This window comes from Nocardia sp. NPDC051321 (genome assembly GCF_044455225.1).
In the GTDB taxonomy this organism is placed as follows: domain Bacteria; phylum Actinomycetota; class Actinomycetes; order Mycobacteriales; family Mycobacteriaceae; genus Nocardia.
Genome location: NZ_JBITEM010000007.1, coordinates 361,522 through 385,583 on the forward strand (window position 1 = coordinate 361,522; position 24,062 = coordinate 385,583).

General features: G+C 66.9%; 25 protein-coding genes and 3 pseudogenes. 9 read left to right on the top strand and 19 right to left on the bottom strand.

Annotation, left to right across the window (positions count from 1 at the left end; genetic code table 11):
- Positions 1-125: 125 nt before the first annotated feature.
- Positions 126-782: a transcriptional repressor LexA gene (lexA, locus tag ACIA8C_RS19110; RefSeq protein WP_397136578.1), complete on the top strand. Its 657-nt coding sequence runs from the start codon at positions 126-128 to the stop codon at positions 780-782.
- Positions 783-925: 143 nt separating this feature from the next.
- Complete coding sequence (locus ACIA8C_RS19115; RefSeq protein ID WP_397136291.1) at positions 926-2,950, top strand: ArnT family glycosyltransferase; 2,025 nt, start codon at positions 926-928, stop codon at positions 2,948-2,950.
- A gap of 111 nt (positions 2,951-3,061) precedes the next feature.
- Here ACIA8C_RS19115 and ACIA8C_RS19120 read toward each other — a convergent pair whose 3' ends face one another.
- The 17 genes and pseudogenes from ACIA8C_RS19120 to hypA form a co-directional block, all read right to left on the bottom strand.
- A complete protein-coding gene (locus tag ACIA8C_RS19120) occupies positions 3,062-3,805 on the bottom strand; it encodes a DUF6390 family protein (protein WP_397136580.1) in 744 nt (247 codons plus the stop codon).
- Between the two features lie 30 nt (positions 3,806-3,835).
- Positions 3,836-4,915, bottom strand: coding sequence for a hydrogenase expression/formation protein HypE (gene hypE, locus ACIA8C_RS19125; RefSeq protein ID WP_397136293.1), 1,080 nt, complete (start codon positions 4,913-4,915; stop codon positions 3,836-3,838).
- The gene (hypD, locus tag ACIA8C_RS19130; RefSeq protein WP_397136295.1) at positions 4,908-6,020 is read right to left on the bottom strand and encodes a hydrogenase formation protein HypD; all 1,113 of its coding nucleotides are present in this window, start codon (positions 6,018-6,020) and stop codon (positions 4,908-4,910) included. Before hypD ends, hypE begins: the two co-directional genes overlap by 8 nt.
- The gene (locus ACIA8C_RS19135) at positions 6,017-6,349 is read right to left on the bottom strand and encodes a HypC/HybG/HupF family hydrogenase formation chaperone (RefSeq protein ID WP_397136297.1); all 333 of its coding nucleotides are present in this window, start codon (positions 6,347-6,349) and stop codon (positions 6,017-6,019) included. Before ACIA8C_RS19135 ends, hypD begins: the two co-directional genes overlap by 4 nt.
- A gap of 16 nt (positions 6,350-6,365) precedes the next feature.
- On the bottom strand, positions 6,366-8,645 hold the full coding sequence (gene hypF, locus ACIA8C_RS19140) for a carbamoyltransferase HypF (RefSeq protein ID WP_397136299.1): 2,280 nt from the start codon (positions 8,643-8,645) through the stop codon (positions 6,366-6,368).
- Positions 8,642-8,884 (bottom strand): HypC/HybG/HupF family hydrogenase formation chaperone, encoded by a 243-nt coding sequence (locus ACIA8C_RS19145; RefSeq protein WP_397136301.1) that lies wholly within the window; start codon positions 8,882-8,884, stop codon positions 8,642-8,644. Before ACIA8C_RS19145 ends, hypF begins: the two co-directional genes overlap by 4 nt.
- 234 nt (positions 8,885-9,118) lie before the next feature.
- Positions 9,119-9,607: pseudogene (locus ACIA8C_RS19150) on the bottom strand (hydrogenase maturation protease); the annotation flags it as partial.
- A gap of 1 nt (position 9,608) precedes the next feature.
- Positions 9,609-9,932 carry a hypothetical protein gene (locus ACIA8C_RS19155; RefSeq protein ID WP_397136303.1) on the bottom strand — a complete coding sequence of 108 codons (324 nt, stop codon included), beginning with the start codon at positions 9,930-9,932 and terminating at the stop codon, positions 9,609-9,611.
- Positions 9,933-9,947: 15 nt separating this feature from the next.
- Positions 9,948-10,067 carry a DUF6893 family small protein gene (locus tag ACIA8C_RS19160; RefSeq protein ID WP_397136305.1) on the bottom strand — a complete coding sequence of 40 codons (120 nt, stop codon included), beginning with the start codon at positions 10,065-10,067 and terminating at the stop codon, positions 9,948-9,950.
- Between the two features lie 13 nt (positions 10,068-10,080).
- Positions 10,081-11,406, bottom strand: coding sequence for a hypothetical protein (locus ACIA8C_RS19165; protein ID WP_397136307.1), 1,326 nt, complete (start codon positions 11,404-11,406; stop codon positions 10,081-10,083).
- Positions 11,403-12,074: a DUF6084 family protein gene (locus tag ACIA8C_RS19170; protein ID WP_397136309.1), complete on the bottom strand. Its 672-nt coding sequence runs from the start codon at positions 12,072-12,074 to the stop codon at positions 11,403-11,405. The genes ACIA8C_RS19165 and ACIA8C_RS19170 overlap by 4 nt, the downstream gene beginning before the upstream one ends.
- On the bottom strand, positions 12,074-12,715 hold the full coding sequence (locus ACIA8C_RS19175; protein ID WP_397136311.1) for a DUF5947 family protein: 642 nt from the start codon (positions 12,713-12,715) through the stop codon (positions 12,074-12,076). Before ACIA8C_RS19175 ends, ACIA8C_RS19170 begins: the two co-directional genes overlap by 1 nt.
- Positions 12,712-13,524 (bottom strand): NifU family protein, encoded by an 813-nt coding sequence (locus tag ACIA8C_RS19180; RefSeq protein ID WP_397136582.1) that lies wholly within the window; start codon positions 13,522-13,524, stop codon positions 12,712-12,714. The genes ACIA8C_RS19175 and ACIA8C_RS19180 overlap by 4 nt, the downstream gene beginning before the upstream one ends.
- 162 nt (positions 13,525-13,686) lie before the next feature.
- Positions 13,687-15,483 carry a nickel-dependent hydrogenase large subunit gene (locus ACIA8C_RS19185; RefSeq protein ID WP_397136313.1) on the bottom strand — a complete coding sequence of 599 codons (1,797 nt, stop codon included), beginning with the start codon at positions 15,481-15,483 and terminating at the stop codon, positions 13,687-13,689.
- An 11-nt stretch (positions 15,484-15,494) separates the two neighbouring features.
- Complete coding sequence (locus ACIA8C_RS19190; RefSeq protein ID WP_397136315.1) at positions 15,495-16,550, bottom strand: hydrogenase expression protein HypE; 1,056 nt, start codon at positions 16,548-16,550, stop codon at positions 15,495-15,497.
- A gap of 86 nt (positions 16,551-16,636) precedes the next feature.
- Complete coding sequence (gene hypB, locus ACIA8C_RS19195) at positions 16,637-17,467, bottom strand: hydrogenase nickel incorporation protein HypB (RefSeq protein ID WP_397136317.1); 831 nt, start codon at positions 17,465-17,467, stop codon at positions 16,637-16,639.
- Positions 17,425-17,799, bottom strand: coding sequence for a hydrogenase maturation nickel metallochaperone HypA (hypA, locus tag ACIA8C_RS19200; protein ID WP_397136319.1), 375 nt, complete (start codon positions 17,797-17,799; stop codon positions 17,425-17,427). The genes hypB and hypA overlap by 43 nt, the downstream gene beginning before the upstream one ends.
- A 269-nt stretch (positions 17,800-18,068) precedes the next feature.
- Between hypA and ACIA8C_RS19205 the strand changes: the two genes are divergently transcribed.
- Positions 18,069-18,635 carry a hypothetical protein gene (locus ACIA8C_RS19205; protein ID WP_397136321.1) on the top strand — a complete coding sequence of 189 codons (567 nt, stop codon included), beginning with the start codon at positions 18,069-18,071 and terminating at the stop codon, positions 18,633-18,635.
- 92 nt (positions 18,636-18,727) lie between these two features.
- Here the strand turns inward: ACIA8C_RS19205 and ACIA8C_RS19210 are convergent, their stop codons facing one another.
- Complete coding sequence (locus tag ACIA8C_RS19210; protein ID WP_397136323.1) at positions 18,728-19,099, bottom strand: ArsR/SmtB family transcription factor; 372 nt, start codon at positions 19,097-19,099, stop codon at positions 18,728-18,730.
- 121 nt (positions 19,100-19,220) lie between these two features.
- Here ACIA8C_RS19210 and ACIA8C_RS19215 point away from each other — a divergent pair.
- The 6 genes and pseudogenes from ACIA8C_RS19215 to ACIA8C_RS19240 all read left to right on the top strand — a co-directional run.
- Positions 19,221-19,883 (top strand): annotated as a pseudogene (locus tag ACIA8C_RS19215) (energy-coupling factor ABC transporter permease); the annotation flags it as partial.
- 33 nt (positions 19,884-19,916) lie between these two features.
- Entirely contained in the window at positions 19,917-20,270 is a 354-nt protein-coding gene (locus ACIA8C_RS19220; protein ID WP_397136584.1) for a PDGLE domain-containing protein, read from the top strand.
- Positions 20,271-21,032, top strand: a complete 762-nt coding sequence (cbiQ, locus tag ACIA8C_RS19225; RefSeq protein WP_397136325.1) for a cobalt ECF transporter T component CbiQ — start codon at positions 20,271-20,273, stop codon at positions 21,030-21,032. It abuts the gene before it with no gap.
- Positions 21,029-21,748, top strand: coding sequence for an energy-coupling factor ABC transporter ATP-binding protein (locus ACIA8C_RS19230; protein WP_397136327.1), 720 nt, complete (start codon positions 21,029-21,031; stop codon positions 21,746-21,748). Before cbiQ ends, ACIA8C_RS19230 begins: the two co-directional genes overlap by 4 nt.
- Before the next feature lie 15 nt (positions 21,749-21,763).
- Positions 21,764-21,934: pseudogene (locus tag ACIA8C_RS19235) on the top strand (GNAT family N-acetyltransferase); the annotation flags it as partial.
- A 258-nt stretch (positions 21,935-22,192) separates the two neighbouring features.
- Positions 22,193-23,596: a cytochrome P450 gene (locus tag ACIA8C_RS19240; RefSeq protein ID WP_397136329.1), complete on the top strand. Its 1,404-nt coding sequence runs from the start codon at positions 22,193-22,195 to the stop codon at positions 23,594-23,596.
- Here ACIA8C_RS19240 and ACIA8C_RS19245 read toward each other — a convergent pair.
- Complete coding sequence (locus ACIA8C_RS19245; RefSeq protein ID WP_397136331.1) at positions 23,545-23,922, bottom strand: hypothetical protein; 378 nt, start codon at positions 23,920-23,922, stop codon at positions 23,545-23,547. The two genes, ACIA8C_RS19240 and ACIA8C_RS19245, sit on opposite strands and share 52 nt — an antisense overlap.
- Positions 23,923-24,062 lie beyond the last annotated feature (140 nt).

A 24,062-nucleotide genomic window follows, 5' to 3' on the forward strand; every position in this document is an offset into this window, starting at 1 on the left:
TATGCCGGGGCAACGGATCAGCCCGGACACAGCAAGGAAGGGCGGTTGCGGTGAGGCACACAGACGACACGGGCGTAGAGAGCGAAGGCGGCGCCGACACGGCGGTTACCGGGGCGGATCTCACCGTGCGTCAGCGCAAAGTGCTGGATGTGATCCGGTCTTCAGTGAGCGAGCGCGGCTACCCGCCGAGCATCCGGGAGATCGGCGATGCCGTCGGGCTCACGTCGACCTCCTCGGTGGCGCATCAGCTGCGCGCGTTGGAGCGCAAGGGCTTTCTGCGACGCGATCCGAATCGTCCACGCGCCGTTGATGTTCGCGGTCTCGACGAGGTCGGCCGCGCGGTCACCAGCCTGCACGCCGCCCCGGTGGACGAATCCGACAGCGCCGCAGTCGATCCGAGCAGGCCGACGCCGACGTTCGTGCCGGTCCTCGGCCGGATCGCCGCCGGTGGCCCGATCCTGGCCGAGCAGGCGGTAGAGGACGTGTTCCCGCTGCCCCGCGAACTGGTCGGCGAGGGTTCGCTGTTCCTGCTGAAGGTCGTCGGGCAGTCGATGATCGACGCGGCGATCTGCGACGGCGACTGGGTCGTGGTTCGGCAGCAGAACGTCGCCGACAACGGCGACATCGTCGCCGCCATGATCGACGGCGAAGCCACGGTGAAGACGTTCAAACGCACCGGCAAGGATGTCTGGCTGATGCCGCACAACCCGGTATTCGAACCGATCCCCGGCAACGACGCACAGGTGCTCGGCAAGGTCGTCACGGTCATCCGCAAGATCTAGCCGAGCTCGATACTCGAACGGCCGCACGGTGATCCGTGCGGCCGTTCGCGGTCTAACCCTCATTCGCCCAGGCCACGGGCGTTCACAGCACATTGCCAGCGAGCGCCCAGCGCCTTCACCGCTGCGCCGGTCATGCTCCTGCAGTGACCACGATCAGCGCCGAACCGGCCCTGCCCGATGCGACCGACACCGCCGACACGCCCGAACCGGACGGCCTGCCACCGGCCGGCCGCTGGGAACGAGTGGGCCTGGTCGCGCTCCTGATCGGGACGGCTGCCGCGTACCTATGGCACATCACCGTCAACGGCATGGGCAACAACTTCTACGCCGCCGCCACCTGGGCGGGCTCCCGGAACTGGAAAGCGCTACTGTTCGGCTCGCTCGATCCCGGCAACTTCATCACCGTCGACAAACCACCCGTCTCCCAGTGGGTGATGGGACTGTCCGGCCAGCTGTTCGGCTTCAGCAGCGCGAGCATGCTGATCCCGCAGGCGCTGATGGCGGTCGCCGCGGTCGGTCTGACCTACGCCGCGGTCACCCGCGCGACCGACAGCCGCGGCGCCGGGCTGCTCGCCGGGGCGGTGCTGGCGGCTACCCCGGTGGTGGCGTTGATGTTCCGGTTCAACAACCCCGACGCTGTGATGGTGCTCCTGATGACCGCGGGCGCGTACTGCACCATCCGAGCGCTGCGCCACGCGAGCCCGCGCTGGCTGCTGCTGGCCGGTGTCGCGCTCGGGTTCGCGTTCCTGGCCAAGATGCTCGAAGGGTTGATGGTGCTGCCCGCCTTGGGCATCGCCTACCTCATCGTCGCCCCGACCACGCTGCGGAATCGGTTGTGGCACTTGACCGGTGCCGCTGCCGCGTTGATCATCTCGTCCGGTTGGTATGTGCTGCTGACCATTCTGTGGCCCGCCTCATCGCGTCCTTACTTGGCCGGGTCGACGAACAACACCTTCATGGATCTGGTCCTCGGCTACAACGGATTCGCGCGATTCCTCGGCCAGAATCACCGGGGTGGCGGCAACCGCTTCGAGCTGCCGCCCGGGTACGAGATGCCGCGCGATCTCGGTGGTGGCGGCTTCGGCGGTTTCGGTGGCTTCGGCGGATCGGGTCACTGGAAGCTGTTCACCGGTGAGATCGGGTTCGAGATCTCCTGGCTGCTGCCCGCCGCGCTGCTGGCGTTCGCCGTGGTGCTGGTGTCCCGCTGGCGCGCGCCGCGTACCGACCAACTGCGTGGTGCCGCTCTGGTTTTCGGGCTGTGGCTAGCGATCGACGGCATCGCGTTCACCACCATGAAGGGTGGCATGCACGCGTATTACACGCTGGCGATCGGGCCCGCGGTGGCGGGAATGTTCGCCATCGGCGTGCACGAAGTGTGGCGGCGGCGCGACGAGGTGTTCGGCCGAATCGGTTCCGCCGCACTGATTCTCGCGACCGGCGGGTGGGCGTTCGTGTTGTTGAGTCGCAATGCCGATTGGCTGCCGTGGCTGCGCTGGACCCTGCTCACGGTGTCGCTGCTCGCCGCACTGGGCCTGCTGGCCACCGCCTTCCCCGCGGTGTCGAGCCGACTGCGCACTCGGGCCATCTCGGTGCTGGTGATCGCGGGCGTGCTGGCCGGACTCGGCGGCACCTGCGCCTACGCGGCCGCCACCTTGCCGCAGGAACACGTCGGCGGCGGCCCTTCCGTCGGCCCCGCCAAGCCCGAGAAACCCGGCCCCGCCAACCAAATCCGCCGCGCCGTCACCGCGTTCCTCGACGGCACGACCGAACCTCAGGTCGTCGAGATGCTGCGCAACACGACGACCACGTGGTCGGCCGCGGTCGACCGCTCCTCGACTGCGGCGAGCCTGGAACTCGACAGTCGCACGCCCGTGATCGCCATCGGCGGCTTCACCTCCGACGACCCCGTGCCGACCCTCCCCGACTTCGAACACCTCGTCAGCACCCACCAGGTGACCTACTACCTGGCCCAAGAGGTACAACTACCCGACTCCTGGAAGGTCGCCGACCAGCCAGGCGTCCTCTCGGAACCCGCCCAGGCACCGAAGAGCAACGGCCTGTGGCGCCCGTCCGGAAATAAGGAAATCGCCGATTGGGTTGCCGCCCACTACAACTCGGCCCACATAGGCAACGTCGCGGTCTACGACCTCACAACGCCGACACACTAAACCCCCACGCTCTCGTCGAAATCCGCACTCTCTCTTGGGATCCGCTCTCGGAATAGGGTGAACTGAGTGCCGATCCCGAGAGAGGGTGCGGATTTCGATGTAGCGGGGCGGTCAGTGCGGGCCGGCTAGGCGTTGGTTGGTGACGCGTAGTTGGCGGGTGGTGCTGGTTTCGAGGTTGTGGACTTGGCTGGGGTTCAGGCGGTCGCACAGGCGGCCCCAGTGCACGGCTACTTGGTCGCCGGGGGTCACGTCGGGGACGGCTGAGTAGCCGTCGGTCCAGATCTCCGCGTGCTGGGGCGCCGGGTCCGACAAGCTCAATTCGCGCCCGTCCCAGACCAGTTCGCGGCGGCTCAGCGTGATATCGGTTCCCGTGCAGTCGATTACGGTGCCCCAAGAGATGCGGCAGCCGTCGAGGACCTGCACCGGGTGGTTGCTCTTCGCTGTGCCGAGCAGGCGAGTCCATGGGTATACGCCGAGTACGTGGAAGCCGTGGTTGGCGGCTGCTTCGGTGGCGAGATCGGCGGTCAGATGGGTCCAGTAGTGGCCTGCCAGTGGGCCGATGACGGCGAGCAGTTCGGCCGCGAACGCCTCGGGGTCGAGGTCGGCGCCGATACCGCCACCCAACCAATACGATTCGACGAGACGATGGTCCAGCGGGTCGGCGATCCCGGTCAATCTGGACATCACCCGCAGGTAGGGCCACGCGCCGGAGAACTGCCTGGCTACCGCGCGCACGCCGGCTTCGGAGCCGCCGCGCAACGCGACGGCTTCCGGTGGCCCGCAGTAGCCGAGCCGATTCGGCGCGTAGGCGTACCTGGCGAAGAACTCGGTGCCGCTGATGACCTGCTCGATAATGAACTCCGCACTCTCTCGACAACCTGCGGCTCAACAGATGCGGGGCAACTGCTCCCCCGCCGGGAGATCGACCACCCGGGTGCCACCCAGCGCGGTCCGCGCGACCACCATGCCCGGATGCTCCTCGACGCAGACGCCGATGGCCGCGGCACGGGAGCCGAGCGGATGCTCGCGCATCGCGGCCAGCACCATGTCCGCGTCCTGCGGCGCGACGAAGGCGACCAACTTGCCCTCGTTGGCGACATACATCGGGTCGAGCCCGAGCAGACCGCACGCGTCGCGCACGGCGGCGGGCACCGGTAGCTTCCGTTCGTCCAGTGACACACCGACTTTCGCGGCCCTGGCGATCTCGTTGAGGGTGGCCGACACCCCGCCACGAGTGGGGTCGCGCAAGACGTGCAGGTCCGCGCCCGTGGCCAGCATCGCGGCGACCAGGCCGTTGAGCGGCGCGGTGTCGCTGCACACGGTGGTGCCGAATTCGAGTCCTTCGCGGCAGCTCATCACCGCGACACCGTGCACCCCGATATCGCCGCTGACGATCACGACATCGCCGGGTCGCGCCCGCTGCGGCCGGATGTCGACGCCGTCATCGACGATGCCGATGCCCGCGGTGTTGATGAAGATGCCGTCGCCGTGCCCGGAATCGACCACTTTGGTGTCGCCGGTGACCAGGGTGACGCCCGCCGCGAGCGCCGCCGTGCCCACCGCCTTGGCGACCTGGGCGATCTCGGCCAGCGCGGTGCCCTCCTCCAGGATGAACGCGGTGGACAGCACCATCGGCCGCGCGCCCGACATCGCGAGGTCGTTGACGGTGCCGTTGACCGCGAGATCACCGATCGAGCCGCCGGGGAACATCAGCGGCTTCACCACGAACGAGTCGGTGGAGAACGCCAGCCGGACGCCGCCGAGGGTGACCACCGCGGAATCGCCGAGGCCCGCGTCCGCGGCCGCCCCGAAGGCGGGCAGGAAAAGGTGCTCGATCAGCTCGCCGGACATCGCGCCGCCACCGCCGTGGCCCATCACAATGTTGGGTGAGTCCCGCAACGGCATCGGGCAGACCCAGCTCTCCATGTCGATGGTCGCCCCAGCGACGACCGTTTCGTCAGGCATGAGCCACCTCCGCGGGCAGATCCAGCCGCCGGTACAGGTAGTAGGCCGCGCACGCGCCCTCGGAGGACACCATGGTGGCGCCCAACGGGTTTCGCGGCGTGCACTCCTTGCCGAACGCGGCGCATTCGTGCGGTTTGATCAGACCTTGCAACACCTCGCCGGAGCGGCAGATCGACGACTCGTCGGTATGCATATCGCTGACGGAGTACCGGAGCTCGGCGTCGTAGTCCTGATAGCGCTCGGACAGCTTCCACCCGCTCTGCGGGATCATGCCGATCCCGCGCCAGGCCCGGTCGGTGACGTCGAAGACATCACGCAGCATCGCCCGCGCGGCCGGGTTGCCTGCCGCCTGCACCGCGCGCGGATAGGCGTTCTCCAGTTCGTATTTGCCCGCCTCCAGCTGAATAACCGTGCGGCGGATGCCTTCGAGGATGTCGAGCGGCTCGAAGCCGGTAACCACCATCGGCACCTTGTACTTCGCGGCGAGCGGCGGATACTCCTCGGTGCCCATCACACTGCAGACGTGCCCGGCGGCGAGGAAAGCCTGCACTCGGCAGCTCGGCGACTCCATGATCGCCGCGATGGCGGGCGGCACGAGCACATGCGAAACGAGCAGCGAGAAGTTCTCGATACCAAGGCGTTTCGCCTGGTACACGGTCATCGCGTTGGCCGGGGCGGTGGTTTCGAAGCCGATGCCGAAGAACACCACCTGACGGTCGGGGTTCTCGCGGGCGATGTTCAGCGCGTCCAGCGGCGAGTAGACGACGCGTACGTCCCCACCCTCGCTCTTCACGTGAAAGAGATCCTTCTGGCTGCCGGGCACGCGCAGCATGTCGCCGAAGGAGCAGAAGATCACGCCGGGTCGCGCGGCGATCGCCAACGCCTTGTCGATCACCTCCAGCGGGGTGACACACACCGGACAGCCGGGGCCGTGGATCATCTCGATCTCGTTGGGCAGCAGCTGATCGATGCCGTGCCGAATGATCGAATGCGTCTGTCCACCACAGACTTCCATGATGGCCCAGCGTTGCGTGGTCACGCTGCGGATCTTGTCGAGCAGCTTCGCGGCCAGTTCCGGATTGCTGAACTCGTCGAGATACTTCATGGTGTTACCTCTGTATCTGGTTGTGGCGGGGCTGTTTCGGCGGTGGGGTCGGCTAGCCCGGCTTGTTTGGCGGCGAGCGCGAAGCCGTCGCCGAATTCCTCGTTGAGCACGCCGAGGCGCTCGAATTCGGCGAGGGTCCTGAGCGCCGATTTCTCGTCCAGCCGCTGGATCGCGAATCCGACGTGCACAACCACGTAATCGCCGACCGCCGCGTCCGGGATGTATTCCAGGCACACGTCTTTGTGCACGCCGCCGAAGTCGACGACCGACATCAGGGTGCCGTCCCGCTCCTGCAGGTCGAGCACCTTTCCTGGTACTGCCAGGCACATGGCCGCTCTCCTTTCCTCATCCCGCGCTGACGGCGAGTAGTTGCCCGAACGCGAGGCCGCCGTCGTTGGGCGGCAGCCTGCGATGGGAGATGACGTGAAAGCCGTTGTCCTGCAATAGGGCGCGGGATCGCGCCAGCAGGAGGGCGTTCTGGAAGACGCCGCCGGACAGGGCGACAGGGATCTCCGGCGCCGAATAGGCAACCGCCAGTTGGAGAATCAGGTGCGCCACGGCATCGTGGAAACGCGCGCCGATCGCGGCGGCCGAGACACCGTTTGCCGCGTCCGCCACTACCGCGGCGAGGACGGGAGCCGGATCGAGCGGCGCGGGGGCGTTTTCGTCGGTGTGCTCGGTGTCCACCGCGAACCGGTATCCCGCGTCGGCCGGAACGCCGCGAGCCAGTCCTTCGAGCTCGATGGCCGCCTGCGCCTCGTAGTCCACCACGTGCCGGACGCCGGCCAGCGACGACACCGCGTCGAACAGTCTGCCCATGCTGGAGGTCGGCACGCAGCCCAGACCGGTCTCGAATTGATGTGCCAGCACGGCACGTTCGTCGACAGGGCAGGCCCGCACCGACGGGATCGACTCCGACCATTCGATGCCCGCCGCCCACAGATGCGCCAGCGCCATCCGATACGGCCGTTGCACGCTCACGTCGCCGCCCGCCAACGGCGCGTATTTCAGGTGAGCCAATCGCCGGAATCCCTTGTAGCCCGCAGCAAGCACCTCACCACCCCATACCGCACCATCCGGGCCGAACCCGGTGCCGTCGAATGCGATGCCCAGAACCGTTGCCGCCGCACTCAATCCGTGCTCCCCCATGACCGACGCGATGTGCGCGTGATGGTGCTGCACCAGGCGCACCGGGCGGTCGCCCGCATTGCGCTGCGCCCAGGCGGTGGAGCGATAACGCGGGTGCCCGTCGGCGACGATTTGGACCGGCCGCACACCGGTGAGCTGCTCGAGGTGGTGCACGGCGTCGTCGAAGGCACGCAGCGTGGCGAGATCGTCCATGTCGCCGATGTGCTGACTGAGCCACGCGTACCGGCCGTCGGCCACCGCGCAGGTGTTCTTGAGATCCGCGCCCACCGCCAGCGTCGGGGGCATCGGGGTGGGCAGTGCCAGCGGCAGCGGTGCGTACCCACGAGAGCGGCGCACGGGCAATTCGATGCCATCGACAAGCCGGACTACCGAGTCATCACACGGGACGAGGATGCGCCGGTTGTGCGACAGCCAGCCGTCCGCGAGCCCGGTGAGGCGACTGCGGGCATCGTTGTCGTCGTAGCAGATCGGCTCGCCGCCGAGGTTCCCCGACGTCATCACCAATACCTGTGGGCCGGGCGGATCACCGGGCAGCCCGAACAGCAGCAGGTGCAACGGGGCATAGGCGACCATGACGCCCAAGTCCGGATTGCGGGGAGCCACCGAGGCCGCGGGCACGGCGGTATCAAGGCGGGTCAGTAGCACGATCGGCCGTGCGGGGCTGGTCAATAACGCGGCAGCCGCGGGATCGACCTCGACAATCGAACGGGCAGAGTCCAAGTCGGGCACCATGACCGCGAAAGGCTTGTCGCCGCGGCGCTTTCGCTTACGGAGTTCGGCTACGGCGGATTCGTTGGTGGCGTCGCAGGCGAGGTGGTAGCCGCCGATGCCTTTGACGGCGAGGATGCCGCCGTCGCGCAACAGGTTTCGGGCGGCGGTGAGTGGGTCGCCGGGGCCCGTGTAGGCGAGGGTGGGTCCGCAGTGGGGGCAGGCGATCGGTTGAGCGTGGAAGCGGCGGTCGGTGGGGTCGGCGTATTCGCGGGCGCATTCGGCGCACATCGGGAAGTCGGCCATCGAGGTCTGGGGGCGGTCGTAGGGCAGGGTCGCGATGATGGTGAAGCGGGGGCCGCAGTTGGTGCAGTTGATGAAGGGGTGGCGGTGGCGGCGGTTCGCGGGGTCGGCCAGTTCGCGGGCGCAGTCCGCGCAGAGTGCGACGTCGGGCGAGGCCAGGGTGCGGCCCGCGCCGTCGCGGGTGGTGTCGGCGATGTGGAAGCCGGTGCCGCCGCGCGGTGGGATGTCCGCTTGCTCGATCGATTCGACCACCGCGAGCGGCGGCGGACTCGCCCCGACGCGGCGCACGAACTCGTCCAGAGCGGCTGGTGCGCCTTCGATCTCGACGATCACCCCGGAGCTGTCGTTCGACACGCGCCCGGACAGTGCCAGTTCCGCGGCGGTGGTGTAGACGAAGGGCCGGAAACCGACCCCCTGCACCACGCCACGCACCACCACTCTGCGCCGCGACCGGTGCACGGTCATGGTTCTTCACCACTCCCGAGCATCCGCAACCCGGCCAGCGCCGATGCCGCGCCTGCCTCGTCGGTCTTTTCCACCACGAAGCCCATGTGGATGATCACCCAGTCCCCGGGTCGCGCCGGATCATCCTCCAGCAGCCCGATATTCACCTTCCGCTTCTCGCCCTGGACATCGACCAGCGCGATCTGATTGTGGTAGCCGTCGAGGATTTCGACGACGCGGCCGGGAATGCCAAGGCACATCGGTCATTCCTCCTGTCGAGCTGCGGTGGACCTGGGCACGCGCTGGGGCGATAACGCCGTGGAGTCGGCATCCGGCGCGGACGTGGTACCCGGCGCAGACGTGGCGACCCCGCCGGGCGCGGCAACCGGTCCGAACGTGGCAGGTGAAGCGCGTGTGGCCGACTCGGGCATGGCAACCGGCGCGAGTGCGGCAACCGGCCCTGGAGTGGCGGCTGGCGCGGACGTGCCGGCCGGCTCGTGGTTGGGGGATTCGACGATCGGCGCCAGCGACAAATCGGCGAGAACTTCGACGACCACTGCCACCGCCTTATCCACTGCGGCGGCGACGGGTTCGGATAGGCCAATGCCCTCGTCCACTGATCCGATCTGGCAGCCGACCACATAGGTCGGCGGTAGGGTGCCGCCGAGCGCGCGAACGCCGGCGAACACGGCTTCCGGATTCATCGCGTGCGCATCGAGATTCGCGGCGCCGTCGTTGTCCGGCTCGGCCTGGAACACCTGGACACAGCCCGGCGCACCGCGATTCGGCACCGCGTCGATCAGTACCAGCGCGTCCCACCCGTCGAGTAGGTCGTAGGCCAGGTGCATGCCGCGGATGCCGTAGTCGACCACCCGCACGGCGGGGTCGGCGTGCGGCGGCAGGCGCCGCACCACCTCTGGCCCGAATCCGTCGTCGCCGAGGAAGATGTTGCCGATCCCCGCGACCAGCACTGTGGTCGTCAGATCACCCCTGATCCTCGGTCGGCACGGTGGCCCCGCCGACTTCCGCGCCGCCGACTTCGCCGGTGGCGGTCTCGTTCGGGTCGTGTGCTTCCGTGGCGTGTCCCGCATAGGGCGGCACCTCGGGCTCGGCGTCGGAACCGGCGGTCTCGTTGGTGAACTCGGCGGTCCGCTCGGTCTCCGTCCCCTCGGCAGAGGTCGTCTCTTCGTCTCCGATGTCGCCCGCCGGACGATCCGGGTGCCCGGCCACCGTATCGGCACCGGTATCTCGCGAGCCCGGTTCGCCCCGTTCCGACTGGGGTTCCTCGCGCTGATCAGGGTCGGTCATGACATCTCCTCCGTGCTACATGTGCCGAATCTTCAAGTACCGCCGCAAATCCGGGATCGATCGCACGCCGAGATAGGCGGCTGCGAGGACGATCACCGCGACGACCGCGGTCGCAATAATTCCGACGATCTCCATATCGGACCTTCCTTTACTTTTCGGGGCTGGTGAGTGGTTCGATTTCGTCCGGCGCGAAATACAGGTAGCGGCCGTACCATTCGTGCAGATCCGCCGCCGGGTCGTCGTCGATGACGACGCCGACGTGGGCGTGGCCATCGACGTCTTCGTGCACCGAGGTGACGCGGGCGATCTTGCCGTCGAAGAACAGGTCTTGCGCATCGGCCCGCCGAGCGGGGTGCAGTCGGACCCTGCTGCCCTTGCGCACCCGCACGCCCGCGATCGATACCGCGTCGGATTCGGGTTGGACGGCGTTGTCGGCCAGCGGATCCCACCAGTCGACGCCCTCGGGGATTTCCGGAATCAGTTGCCCCTGGCCTAGGTGTGGGTCGCGCAGGACCCCGTGTAGCCGCTGCATCGACTCCGGCGTCATGGCGTCGCACCGGTCGATGATCTGGGCCGCACGCGGATCGGTGGCGCGGGCCTGCGCCTTCTCGTCGTCGGTCATCGTCATGACGCGCAGCGTGAGGATCTCGTCGATCTCGGTGGAGTCGAACAGCGGACCGTCGCTCTGTTCGGCGATCTCCGGATGGTCGTAGAGGATGATCGGCGAGATCAGCAGCAGGCTCTGGTCACCGGGTGGTCCGGCGAGCACCGGGAACCAGCGGTCCCGCACACAGCGGGCGGCGGCGTCGGCCGCGTCGTCCGGCGGTTCGAGCAGCGAAAGAAACTGTCCGTCAGTGACTTCGGCGATGACGTGCGCGCCGATCAGCGAGCGGGCGATGGCGTCTCGCTGATCCGTCGCGGCCGCGCCGATATTGCGGACCACCACCGAGAGCCGGACGTAGCCCGCGGCCTTGTCGACGGAGAGCTCGAGTTCCGCGTCCAACGCGAGGCGGGTGCGCACCAACCGCCCCGCGGCCTTGCCCGTCGCGTTGGTGATGTCTTCGACATCGGACCCGCCCGGCACCTGCACCGGCCAGGTCCCCACAGCGAGCGGGATTGGGCCGAACACGAATTCGTGTTCGACGGCCTCGTCCCAGGTGATCCACGAATGTGCACCGACGGTCAGTTCCGCGAGCCGCGCCCCGTCCCGATCCTCGACCGCTCGGCGCTGCAACTGCAGGAACCGGACCGTGAGGGTGATCGCCGTGTCGGCAGTGGCGTCGACCAGGCATTGCGCCGACATACTCGACTCTTCGCCGAGCCCCGCCGCGGCAGCACCCGAAGGACCGAGCACGCCGAACTGCCAGCGCGACTGGTTCTTTCGGGAACTCGCCCGATAGGGATACAGCAGATACCCTTCGTACAGCACCGCATCGGCGACAGCACGCGCTCTGGCCCTGGTCTCGGCGGTCATGGCTGCGCCTCGCCGGTCGACGGGGTGTCTTCCGGACAACACGCCAACAACTGGGTCACCGCGTCGTCGAAGCCGAGCATTCCGTGGTCGGACTTGTAGGTCGCAAGCGCGTCCAGAGTCGGTCTGCTCAGTCGCAGCCAGCCGGAGTTCGGGTAGTGCGCGGACATTACGTCGCGCCACACCGAAACCGGCATGTCGAACTTGTCCTCGCGATCCCACGGGATCTGCTGAACACCGAAACCGGTTGTCCCTTTGAGGAATACCGTGCCACTGAACAGGAAGATCAACGGCACACTGCCGTCGCGCAGCGCGTGCAGGTACTTGGACCCGGTCACCTCGAAGTCGTAGGTGACCGGCATCGGCAGGTCCACCTCGGACCCGCCGTGGAATCCCCGAATCATGGTGGCGCAGTGCATCCAGAGAAAGGTGCGCTGGGTGTCACGCCAGCGTTCCCGCGGACCGAACAGGTCGGCCAGTCCCGCGCCCTCCTCCTCGGAGTAGCGGCGGCGGTGCGGTTCGATGCGCACCTGCGCGCGCAACGCGATCGCGTGCACGGGCTCGTCGGCCAGCGAGGCGATCCCGATGCGCGCGGTCAGTATCGGCGCGACGGCAAAGGGTTCCGGCTGCACGTCGAGTACCGCGAAGGTCATCGAGTTGACCGGGCTCATCACGCACCGCCCGGCCGGGCGGGTTTCGCGCGAGCGGACACGGCGGCAAAGAACTCGTCGAGGTAGTCGTGCACATCCTGGCCGCCGTCGAAGCCACGCCACAGCGTGCGCATTCGGCCGACGAACTCGTAGCAGGTGTCGATCGGCAACAGCAGGCACACGGCCTCGCCGGTGCCGCGTTCGGGAACCCGGATGAGCAGTGCCTCGACATCCGGTGCCAGCACCGTCAATTCGGGATGGCGGTCCAGCACCGCCTGCCATTCGGCAAGCGGCAGTTCGGATTCGGTAGCGCCGGCGGGCCCTGGATAGAACGCGACGGTCCGGTCGAGGGCGGAGTTGTGGAAAAAGAACGCAAGCCCCACCGGGATTTCCAGCCCATCCCACTCCCCCTGACTGATGCTGAACTCCGGGAAGTGCAGATACCGGTCCGGCACCGCGCGGTAGCGCAACCGCGCGCCCTGATCGGTGAACAGCAGATAACACCCGCGACAGGTGCACATCAACTGTCTGCCTTCGACATTCACCACATGCTGGTGATCGCCGGAGATCGGCTCAGCGCACATCTCGCATCGCTCGCCGACCGGCGCCGCGGGTGGGCGGTCGGCGGTGATCCGCTGCAGTGCGCGAAACGGTGAGCTCACCCGCTCACCTCCACCGGTACGGCCACCGACAGTTCACCGGAGCGGACCAGCACGGGCAGCGGCTCGAGGTGACCCTCGCCGTCCACCCGCGCGCCGGCCCGCACCGCATCGAAATGCGCACGGCAGTTCGGACAGCGCAGCACCGCGTCGCCGACCGGATAGCCGACCCGTCGATGCAGCGCGGCACCGGCCAGCGAGCTGTCGCAGGCCGGGCAGTGATCCCGATAGGCGAACAGGGTGTCGCCCACCCGGCAGGCCAGCACGATCAGCCCGGCGATGGCGAACCCGCCCACCTCGCCGGGCTTCAGTTCCGCGAGTTCCGGTACCGCGACCCAGTTTCCGGCGGGCTGCTGACCGTTGGCGTGCACCCGGGAGAACAGCGAGTCGGCGGCAATCAGACCTGCCGACACCGCCTGCGCCTCGGCTACTTGGATGGACACGATCTCGGGCGCGGCGGCCCGCACCGCGTCCTCGACCGCCAGCTCCAACGTCACCGACGACGACGGACAGGTCTTGCAACTGCCCGACAGTTCCAACCGCACCACACCGTCGGCGACGCCGAGCAGTGCCACGTCCCCACCGTGCGACCCGAGGTAGGGCCGCACGGTGTCGAGTGCCGTCCGCACCCTGGTGTACACATCGTGCGGGTGCAGTCCGTGCACCAGCAGCAAACTGGCCACCAGATCGTCCCGGACGAGCCGATCGATGGTGTCGGTGTCGTTGCCGAGCAGCCGCAGCACCCGCTGCAATCCCGCACCGTACAGATCCGCGATTTCCCGCACCAGATTCTCGGCGCGCTCACGGGCCATGGCCCCGCCCGCCGAACTCGCGTCCAGCAAGGTCTCGATCCGTTCGCCCGCTGTGCGCCAACGGGTTTCGTTATCAAGCGCAGTGTCATCGAGCGCGGTGTCTGGCTGGTCTCCCGGGCGATCGTCCACTGTCATCTCTGCGACCTTCCGCTCGACCGGGCCTCACTCCGCGGTCAGCGTTTGCGTCGGTGAGTGCAGTTTCTCCAGCGTCTTGCCGTTGCCGAGATACATGTGCACGCCGCAGGGCAGGCAGGGATCGAAGCTGCGCACGGTACGCATGATGTCAATGCCCTTGAAGTGCTCGCGGTCGTTCTCCTCGAAGATCGGCTGACCCTGCACCGCGTCCTCGTACGGGCCCGGCGTGCCGTAGCTGTCGCGTGGGTTGGCGTTCCACGGCGTCGGCGGGTACGGGTGATAGTTCGCGATCTTGCCGTCCCGGATCACCATGTGATGCGACAGCACGCCGCGCACCGCCTCGGTGAAGCCGCAGCCGATGCCCTCGTCGGGCACCTCGAACTTCTCCCAGGTCTTGGTGTGGCCTGCCCGGATCTCTTCGAGGGCCTTTTCCGCGAAGTGCAGCGCACACGCGGCGGCGTAGGCCTGGAAGTAGGTGCGCGCCCGGTTGCGTTCGATTGTGTTGCTGCCGTGCACCGGAACCTGCCATTCCAGGCTGACCGGGCCCTTCAGCGCGGTCTTCGGCAGGTTGATCTGCACGCTGTGCCCGGTCGACTTCACATAGCCGATGTCGACCAGCCGGGCCAGCGCCGTCGACCACAGGCGGGCGAGCGGGCCGCCGCCGGTGTCCAACGCGAGATGGTCCTTGCCGTTGTACCAGCGGGGTGACATGACCCAGCTGTACTTATCGTCCATGTCACGCTTCTGCGGCCGGGGATTGGTGTGCTGGTTCCATGGGTGGCGCCGGTCCACCGGGTTGCCGAGCGGATCGGCCTCGACGAACATCTCCTGATCGGTCCAGTCGTCGTAATACGAACTGCCCAAAAGGATTCGGATACCGAGGTTGATATCGACCAGCGAGGTGGTGACCAGCTTGCCGTCGACGACGATACCGGGGGTCACGAACATCTTGCGGCCCCACTCCTCCATATCCTGATAGTTGAAGTTGCAGACGTCGGGGTCTTGGAACGATCCCCAGCAGCCGAGCAGGGTGCGGCGCAGGCCGACCTGTTCGTAGCCGGGCAGCGCCTCGTAGAAGAAGTCGAACAGGTCGTCGTGCATCGGCACGACCTTCTTCATGAACTCGACGTAGCGCATCAACCGGGACATGTAGTCGGTCATCAGCTGAATGGTCGCGACGGTGCCGACGCCACCGGGATACAGCGTCGACGGATGCACATGCCTGCCTTCCATCAGGCAGAACATCTCACGCGTGACCCGGCTGACCTGCAGTGCCTCCCGATAGAACTCGCCGGTGAACGGGTTGAGCGCCCGCATGATGTCGGCGATGGTCCGGTAGCCGTGCTCGTTGGAGTGCGGCGAGAGCGTCTTCTCCGCCATGGCCAGCACGCCGGGATTGGTCTCGGCGATCATCTTTTCGCAGTAATCGACGCCGACCAGATTCTCCTGGAAGATGTTGTGGTCGAACATGTACTCGGCGGCCTCGCCGAGATTGACGATCCACTCACCGAGGGCCGGCGGCTTCACCCCGTACGCCATGTTCTGGCAGTAGCACGAGCACGTGGCGTGATTGTCGCCGCAGATGCCACAGATGCGGCTGGTGATGAAATGCGCGTCGCGCGGATCCTTGCCCTTCATGAAGATGGAATAGCCGCGGAAGATGGACGAAGTGCTATGGCACTCAACCACTTCCCGGTTCTCGAAGTCGATCTTTGTATAGATACCCAGGCTGCCGACAATGCGCGTGATCGGATCCCAGGCCATCTCGACGAGGCTGTTGGGTTCGATCTTCTTATGCGACGGCTCGGGGACGATGGCAGTCATCGAAGATCCTCCTACCAGGTGCGAGTCGCGCCAGTTGTCAGCTTCTCGCCCTTGTGCCGCCAGCGCGGCTCTTTGTCGACCGTGCGGCCGGTGATGTGTCGGAGGCTGCGGATCATTGATCCGTAGAGCCCGGAGGCGGCGGAGGAGAGCTTCCCGCCGGGTGGTTCGTCCATGAACGGCATGAATTTGTCAGGGAAGCCGGGCATGGTGCAGCCGATGCAGATGCCGCCCACGTTCGGGCAACCACCGACGCCGTTGATCCAACCGCGTTTGGGCACATTGCATTTGACGACCGGGCCCCAACAGCCGAGTTTGACAATGCATTTCGGCGAGCCGTACTCGGTCGCGAAATCGCCCTGCTCGTAATAGCCTGCGCGATCGCATCCTTCGTGCACGGTCGCACCGAACAACCACTTGGGCCGCAACGCCTCGTCGAGCGGGATCATCGGCGCCTGACCGGTGGCCATATAGAGCAGATAAGTGAGCGTCTCCGAAAGATTGTCCGGCTGAATCGGACAGCCTGGCACGCAGACGATCGGAATGCCCGCCTTGCTCTGCCAATCCCAGCCGAGGTAGTCGGGCACGCCCATGGCTCCGGTCGGGTTGCCTGCCATCGCGTGGATGCCGCCATAGGTGGCGCAGGTACCGGCCGCGACTATCGCGGTCGCTTTCGGCGCCAGCCGGTCCAGCCACTCACTGGTGGTCATCGGCTGGCCCGTCGCGGGGTTATTGCCGAAACCACACCAATAGCCTTCGTCGTGCAGATTTTCGTTAGGTATCGAACCCTCTACGACCAGCACAAAGGGTTCTAACTCGCCTCTATCGGCTTTGAAAAACCACTCCAGGAAGTCGTCGGCCCCGCCGTTCGGGCCGCACTCGAAATCGATCAGCGGCCAATGCACCGCAATTTTGGGAAGTCCGGGAAGGGCTCCCAGGGCGATCTCTTCGATACTTGGCTGGGTGGCGGCGGTCAGCGCTACCGAGTCACCATCGCAACTGAGGCCCGCGTTGATCCAGAGCACATGGATCAGAGTCTCTTCGGCTCGCACTGCTTCCTGAGTTGGCATCTAGCTGCCACCTTCCACAGCGGATCATCGGGTTTGCGGTCTCGCTGGGCTTGAAGACACATCAACCGAATGTGATCCTGATCACGTTAGTCTAGGCCCTGCTCGACGGCATCCTCAAGGGCGACCGAATTCAGAGGACGCCGTTGCTCGAAAAGCCATGAGTACCAACGATCTATCCCTTCACCTGCGGTTACCGACAGCGGGAGGAGTTGGACGCCGGGGTTCACCGCACTGGCAAATTCGCCGCACTTGTCCAGATCGAAGTCGACATAGGGCAGCAGATCGATCTTGTTGATCAGCACCAACTCTGCGGCGGCGAACATGTGCGGATACTTCAGCGGTTTGTCGGTGCCCTCGGTCACCGAGATAACCACGACCTTGCTGCGCTCGCCGAGATCAAACAGTGCCGGGCAGACGAGATTTCCGACATTCTCGATGAACAACAAGGTGCCCGGCGCGGGATTCAGGGTCTCCAGCGCGCGGTGCAGCATCTCGGCATCCAAATGGCAACCGGCGCCGGTGTTGATCTGCACCACCTTGCATCCGGTCGCCTGGATGCGCTCGGCGTCGAGCAGGGTGGCCTGGTCGCCCTCGATCACCGCGACCGGCAGCTCGCCGAGCTCACGGATGGTCCGCTCCAGCAGCGTGGTCTTGCCGGCGCCCGGTGAGCTCATCATGTTGACCGCGAGGATGTCGCGTTCGGCCAGCCACTCCCGATTGCGTTGCGCCAGTTCGTCGTTCTTGGCGAGGACCTTCATTTCCAGGCTGACCGTTTCGGTGCGCGGCAGGTGCACATGGTCGGCGCCCGGACCGTGCTGATGATCATGGCCGTGCTCATGGTCGTCGTGCTGGTGGTGTTCGTGCGGCACGCGGATCACGGCTGCCGCGTCGTCACCACATCCACAGGTTGCGCACATGCTTCGCTCACTTCCATCGACCGGATGCGTAGGTCGCGTCCGGAAAGGATCTCGACGTCAGCGCTCCCGCAACGACACAGCACAATCGGATCGGCCAGGCCGAATTCGGCGCCGCAAGAACGACATTCGGCGGTGCCGGGTATTTGCTGAATCACGAGTCGCGCGCCTTCCGCGACCGTCCCCTCGGCGGCGAGTTCGAAACAGAATTGCATCGCGTCGGGCACCACCGCACATAACGCGCCGACCTCGACGGTGACGCTGTGTACGGTCCGGCCTGCCGCGTGCTCACACACAGCATCGATGACGCTCTGGGTGATGGCCATTTCGTGCATCGCGGTTCTCGGATCATCGAGTAGGAACCCCGTTCGAGGCTACCTCCGTGCGCGACACCGTCGTGGCCGAATCAGTTCGCTTGTCCCGTTCGGGTGGCGACGATTCCGGCGAGAACGACGCGCAAGCCGTAGTCGAACTCGGCGTCGAAGTCCGCAGTGAAGAGGTTGGGATCGGCAGGAATTGGGTTGGTATCTCACGGATGGCGGGCTGGCGGCGTCTTCAAGGTGTGAGCATGCAACGGAGGTTGTCCGGGATTTACGCTTCTCGAATGGGTGAGCCCGGTCGGCGATCCGCTGGGCCGGGGCGCGGTGGGGATGGGCTTTCTTCGCCGCGGTTGCGAAATCTGGCGCTGTCGACTCCGTGCCCGGCTCCCCCGCCGCACACCGATGCGGAACTCGAGCGTCTGCTGGTGATGGTGCAGCAACAACATCGAAATGGGACGACCGTCAGCATTGGACACAGCCGAGATGCGAACTCGGCCGCCGCGGCGAACGCTTTTGCTTCGGCGTGGCGCGAACGCGGGTACCGCGTGTCGGCGGTGGTGGATTGGCCCGAGGACGCCGCGTCTTGGCTGCGGCAGGCGCGACGCCTCACCGCCGGCGAGCCAGACGCGTGGGTAATCGCCGCCGCGGTCAAGGGTTTCGTGCAGTTGAGCCGACGGCTGGTGCACTCGACCCGGTGGACCGCGCGGCGCACCTTCGCGTTCGCGGCGCTGGCCGATCCCAGATGTGGCGCGCTCGCGGGGCCCGAAGTCCTGCACGGCCTGCGTGGCGCGACCAGCGACGGTGCGAGCTGGGCAATCTCGGGCAACGAGGTGATCCGCGCCGCCGACTGACTGTCCGGCCTGGTCGTCGAGCATGACGACGGAGGAATTCTTTCGTACACACCGGACAGCGCGGGGCAGCGACCAATCGGTAATTCCGAATCTCAGGTGCTGCTGACCGCCTCGTGCTCGGCCGATTCCTCGGCGTGTGTGGCACCGATCCAGTGCAGCAGGTCGTGGATCGTGTCGTCGGCGAGTCGATACCGGACGATGCGGCCGTGCTTCGAGCTGGCCACCCACCCCTGGTGGCGGAGCAGGCGCAAAGCGTGTGAGACGGCGGTGCCGGACATGCCGACCGCGGCGGCCAGATCGCTGACGCTGATGTCGGGCGCGTGGTGTAAGCACACCAGGAGCCGGAGGCGGTTGGCGTCGGAGAGCAGCTCGAATCGGCCGGCCCAGTGCTCGATGCCGGCGATAGCCAAACCCGATGCGGCGCGGCCGGCGTGATCGGGATCCAGCGGAATGCTCACTGCCACACGTCTACTCTGCCGTTCCCGCGCGGATAGGACCAGTCATTGCCGATATCAGAACATCTGTTCAACTGATCAGGTATGGCGCGTATCGTCTTCAGGGGTGAGCAGCAGCACCACCCAGGCCATGCACATGAGCGACGGCATCGTGAACGCGCCGACCTCGTTGATCTTCGCGGTGATCGCGGTCGCGGGCCTGGGCTTCGCGGGCTGGCGGGCGCGCGCCGAACTGGACGAGCGGGCCGCGCCGATGGCCGGGCTGGTAGCAGCGTTCATCTTCGCGGTGCAGATGGTGAACTTTCCGATCATGCCGGGGGTGAGCGGGCACCTGCTGGGCGGTGCGCTCGCCGCGGTCCTGGTCGGGCCCTATGTCGGCGCGTTGTGTGTGGCGATTGTGCTTGTCGTTCAAGCGCTTTTGTTCGCGGACGGCGGCTTGACGGCGCTCGGGACGAACATCACGAACATGTCGTTGATCGGGGTGACGGTTGGCTATACGGTCGCCCGTCTCGTCCTGCCGGTGCTGTCGCGACGACGGGCCGATGCGGGGATCGGGATCGTCGGTTTCGTCGCGGCATTCGTCGGAACTGTCGGCGCCTCATCGGGTTTCGTGCTCGAGTACGCGATCGGCGGGGCGGCGGGTTCGACAGTCGGGGCGGTCGCGGGGTACATGCTGGTCACGCACGCGTTGATCGGGGTCGGCGAAGGGATCATCACCGTGATCACGCTGATCGCCGTGGTCAACGCACGACCCGATCTCGTCTATCTACTGCGGGCCACCGGTCAGCGCCGCACGGCCGCGTCGCCGCTGCGACCCAGGTTGTCGATGACCGGGTTCTTGTTCGCGTTCGCCGCGGTGGCCGTGCTCGTCGCGGGACTGCTGTCCTACGTGGCGAGTTCGCAGCCGGACGGGCTCGACGCCACCACGCAGCGTGGCTGCACCGCGGTTCAGGTCGACGGCGCCGAACAGCTCCAGGGCGCCTGCATCGCCAAGAACGCCACGGAGCACCCGCTCGCGAAATCGCCGCTGGCCGGGTACACGGTCGATGGCGACAACAAACTCACCGGCGTGGCAGGAATTCTCGGGGTGGTCGCCGCGTTCGCGCTGTTGTTCGCGGTGGTGAACCTGATTCGAACGGGGCGGCGCAAGCAGCCGACCGCTGCGCCGGAGTCGACGTAAGTGACCGTGACCAGCCATCGCCTGTATCTGCCGGGAAATTCACCGGCGCATCGGGTTCCGGCCGAGGTGAAGATCGTCTGTGCGGTGCTCACGGTCTTCGCCGTGGTGGCGACGCCACGAGAGTTGTTCTGGCCGTTCGGTTGTTACGCGCTCGGGTTGGTCGCGTTGTGGCGATGGGCAGGCCTCCCGCTGCGCTGGATCGGGCCGCGACTGCTCATCGAGCTGCCCTTCGTTGTGCTGGCGGTCCTGCTGCCGTTCGCGGCGGGCGAACCGAGGACCACGGTTCTCGGGCTGTCATTGTCGACGACCGGGCTGTCCGCGGCGTGCGGGATTGTCGCGAAAGGGACCATCGGCGTGGGGGTTTCGTTGACGCTGGCCGCCACGACGAACGTGCGCGCATTGCCCGGCGGACTGACCAGGCTGCGCGTTCCCGCCATGATCGTCACGATTGTGGTGCTGATGCTCCGTTACGTCGACGTGCTGCTCGCGGAGGCGGCCCGGATGCGGCTGGCGCGGATCTCCCGCGGCGACGATCCGCGAACCCTGCGTCAAGCAGGCGCGACCGCACGCGGAGCAGGCGCGCTGTTCCTGCGTTCCTACGAACGCGGTGAGCGAGTTCATCTTGCGATGCTGTCGCGCGGGTTCGACGGTTCCGTACCGGATTTCGGCACACTGCCCGCGACCCGAACGCAATGGCTGCTCGGCTGTCTACCCGCTGCCGCCGCGATCTGCGTCTGCCTGGCCGCATGGACGTTCCGATGACCGATCTCGCAACGCCCGCAGTACGTTTGGTCGATCTGACCTTCGCCTACCCCGACGGGACCGGCGCACTGCACGGCGTGACTCTCGACATCCACCCCGGCGAACGCGTCGCCGTCCTCGGCCCCAACGGCGCCGGAAAATCCACCTTGATGCTGCACTTGAACGGCGTGCTCACCGCAGCATCGGGCGAGGTGTACATCGGCGGAATATTGGTGGACCGCAATACCGTCCGTACCATCCGTCAACGTGTCGGCCTGGTCTTCCAAGACCCCGACGATCAACTGTTCATGCCGACCGTCGAACAGGACGTCGCCTTCGGACCGACCAATTTCGGCGTCCGCGGCGACCAACTCACCGAGCACGTTCGCGACGCCCTCGCCGCCGTCGGCATGGCCGATCGGGCCGACCGTTCCCCCACTCAACTCTCTATCGGCGAACGCCGCCGCGCCGCCCTCGCCACCGTGCTGGCCTGCCGCCCAGAGGTACTCGTGCTGGACGAGCCTGCCGCCAATCTCGATCCCGTAGCCCGCCGCGAACTCGCCGACGTTCTCACCGCCATGCCCACCACCATCCTGATGGTCACGCACGACCTCCCCTATGCCGAGCGCATCTGTGACCGAGTCGTGATCCTGGACGCGGGCCGCATAGTCGCCAACGGACCGACCAACGAAATCCTCGGCAACGCAGCACTTCTCGCCAAACATCGGCTGAGCTGACCGCGTGGCAAGGGCGTCGCCTTCGCACTCACCAACACCGCGGTCGAGCTCGCCCGCGAAGCCGGATCCCGCACCGTCGACCTGACCTCGCGACCGTCTCGCGAGTCCGCGAACCGGCTCTACCGGCGAGCCGGCTTCACGCCTCGAGACTCCCGCACTTACCGCCGCACCCTCGAGCAGAGCTAGCACCCGTTACCGCGGTTTACCCGGCAGCGATAGCCTTCTCAGGACGGCCGGAAGACCGCGCGGACACACCCTTCCTGCTTGTTCTTGAACAGGTCGTAACCACGCACCGCGTCCTCGAGGGGGACCCACCCGGGCCGCACCCAGCCAAACTTCGCGCTCGGCCTGGTTCGGCTCGGCGGCGGGCGCGCGGCCGTTTGTCGCCGATGCCGGCGGGTAGAGCCTCAGCAGTTCGGCAATCCAGCACGTAGAGGAGGGTGCATGTCCGGCAGGCATGATCATCGACTGGTGGGGCCACGAGCGGTGTCGACGCTCATCGATCTGGGATTCGCGCCGATAGCGGCGGGGGTGATCGCCCGGCGGCGACCGATGATGGCAGTGCTCGAACGCGTGCAGGCCGACGCCCGCGCGGTGCGCCGGATGCGGCAGCTGCGCCGCGCCCACGGTCGCGGTCCGGTCGAACTGGTCCTTCCTGGCCGTCGCATCATCGTCGTCATCGACCCGGACGATGTCGGCGCCGTCCTCGAACAGTCTCCGTTTCCGTTCCATCCGGCCAACCGGGAGAAGCGGGCCGCGCTGCGCCATTTCCAGCCGCACGCGGTCCTGGCATCGGAGGGTTCGATCCGCGCCGAGCGCCGGACGCTGAACGAAACGGCCTTGGCGACCGGCCAACCGCTGCATCACCTCGCCGAACCGTTCACCGCGGTGATCGCCGAAGAGGCACGGGCGTTGACCACGACGGCGCTACGGCACGGCAGGCTGGACGCCGCACAGTTCACCATCGAATGGTGGCGCCTGGTCCGGCGGCTCGTCCTCGGCGACCAGGCCCGCTTCGACGACACGATCACCGACCAACTCTGGAAGTTGCGTTCAGCGGCCAACTGGTCGTTCCTCGGGTTCCCGCACCCACGGCTCCGCGAAAAGTTCACCGAACGCCTGTACGACTACGCCGAAACGGCAAGCCCCGAAACGCTTCTCGGCGCGCTGACCAAGACGCCGGCCACCGGGGCGGCCGACCCCATCGGTCAGGTGCCGCATTGGCTGTTCGCCTTCGACGCCGCGGGCATCGCGTTGACCAGAACACTCGCGCTGCTGGCGACCCATCCGGAACAGCGCGCCCGCGCACTCGCCGAGGCCGGCGATCTCGGCAATCCGGCGCTGCGTCCCTACCTGCGTGCCTGCATGCTCGAATCGGTGCGCCTCTGGCCGACCACCCCCACCATCCTGCGCGACACCACCGAGGACACCCAATGGCGTTGCGGGGAAGAACGATTCACGATCGACGGCGGCGCGGCCGTGCTGATCGCGGTGCCCGCCTTCCACCGCGACGAACAGTTGCTGCCCTTCGCCCACGACTTCACCCCGGATATCTGGCTGGACGGGCGAGCTGAGCAGTACCCGCAGCTTGTGCCGTTCAGCGCGGGCCCGGCCGAATGCCCGGGCCGCAACCTTGTCCTGTTCGTCACCAGCACCCTGCTGGCCCAGCTGATCGGCAACGCCGATTTCACGCTGCGCTCCACCCCCGCGCCGACACCGGGCAGGCCATTGCCGGTGACGTTCAACAACTTCGGCCTGGACTTCGGTGTCGCCGCGCCGCGCTCGACGGTAGGCCCTCAGTCCGCCGGTGGCGGGCCGTCGGCGGAGATGCCGAGGTCTTCCGCGTAGTGCGGTGTCCCTGAACCGACGGCCCCGTCCGCATCAGCTGCCGGATCATCTTGCCGCGGTGCGGATTCGGGGGCCGTCACGTCGGGCACCTCCTCATCGAGACGCTCGCCCAAGGGGCGCGGATGAGCCTGCTCCCATGGCGTCATGCCGTACTTGTCCGCTCCGGACCAGCTTTCGGGCGGGTCCATGCCCGCTTCCAGTGGGTCCGCACGGAGTCGGTCCTCGTCGAGATCCTCGGCGCTGTTGAGGGCGGCGGGATCGGTTTCCACGGCGTCCGGCGGGCCGCTGTCCTGCGGCGGATCATATGTTTCGCTGGGGCCGGTCATCGTGACTCCTTCGCTATCGGTCGTTACTCGCAGGTCAGCGGCGGACTGCTCGTGGGCTCGCGGTGCCGCGGTGCGCCCGGCCATCCGCACCCGACGACATACCCTCGGCGTTTGCGGGCAAACGCCGAGTTGTGGGTGGG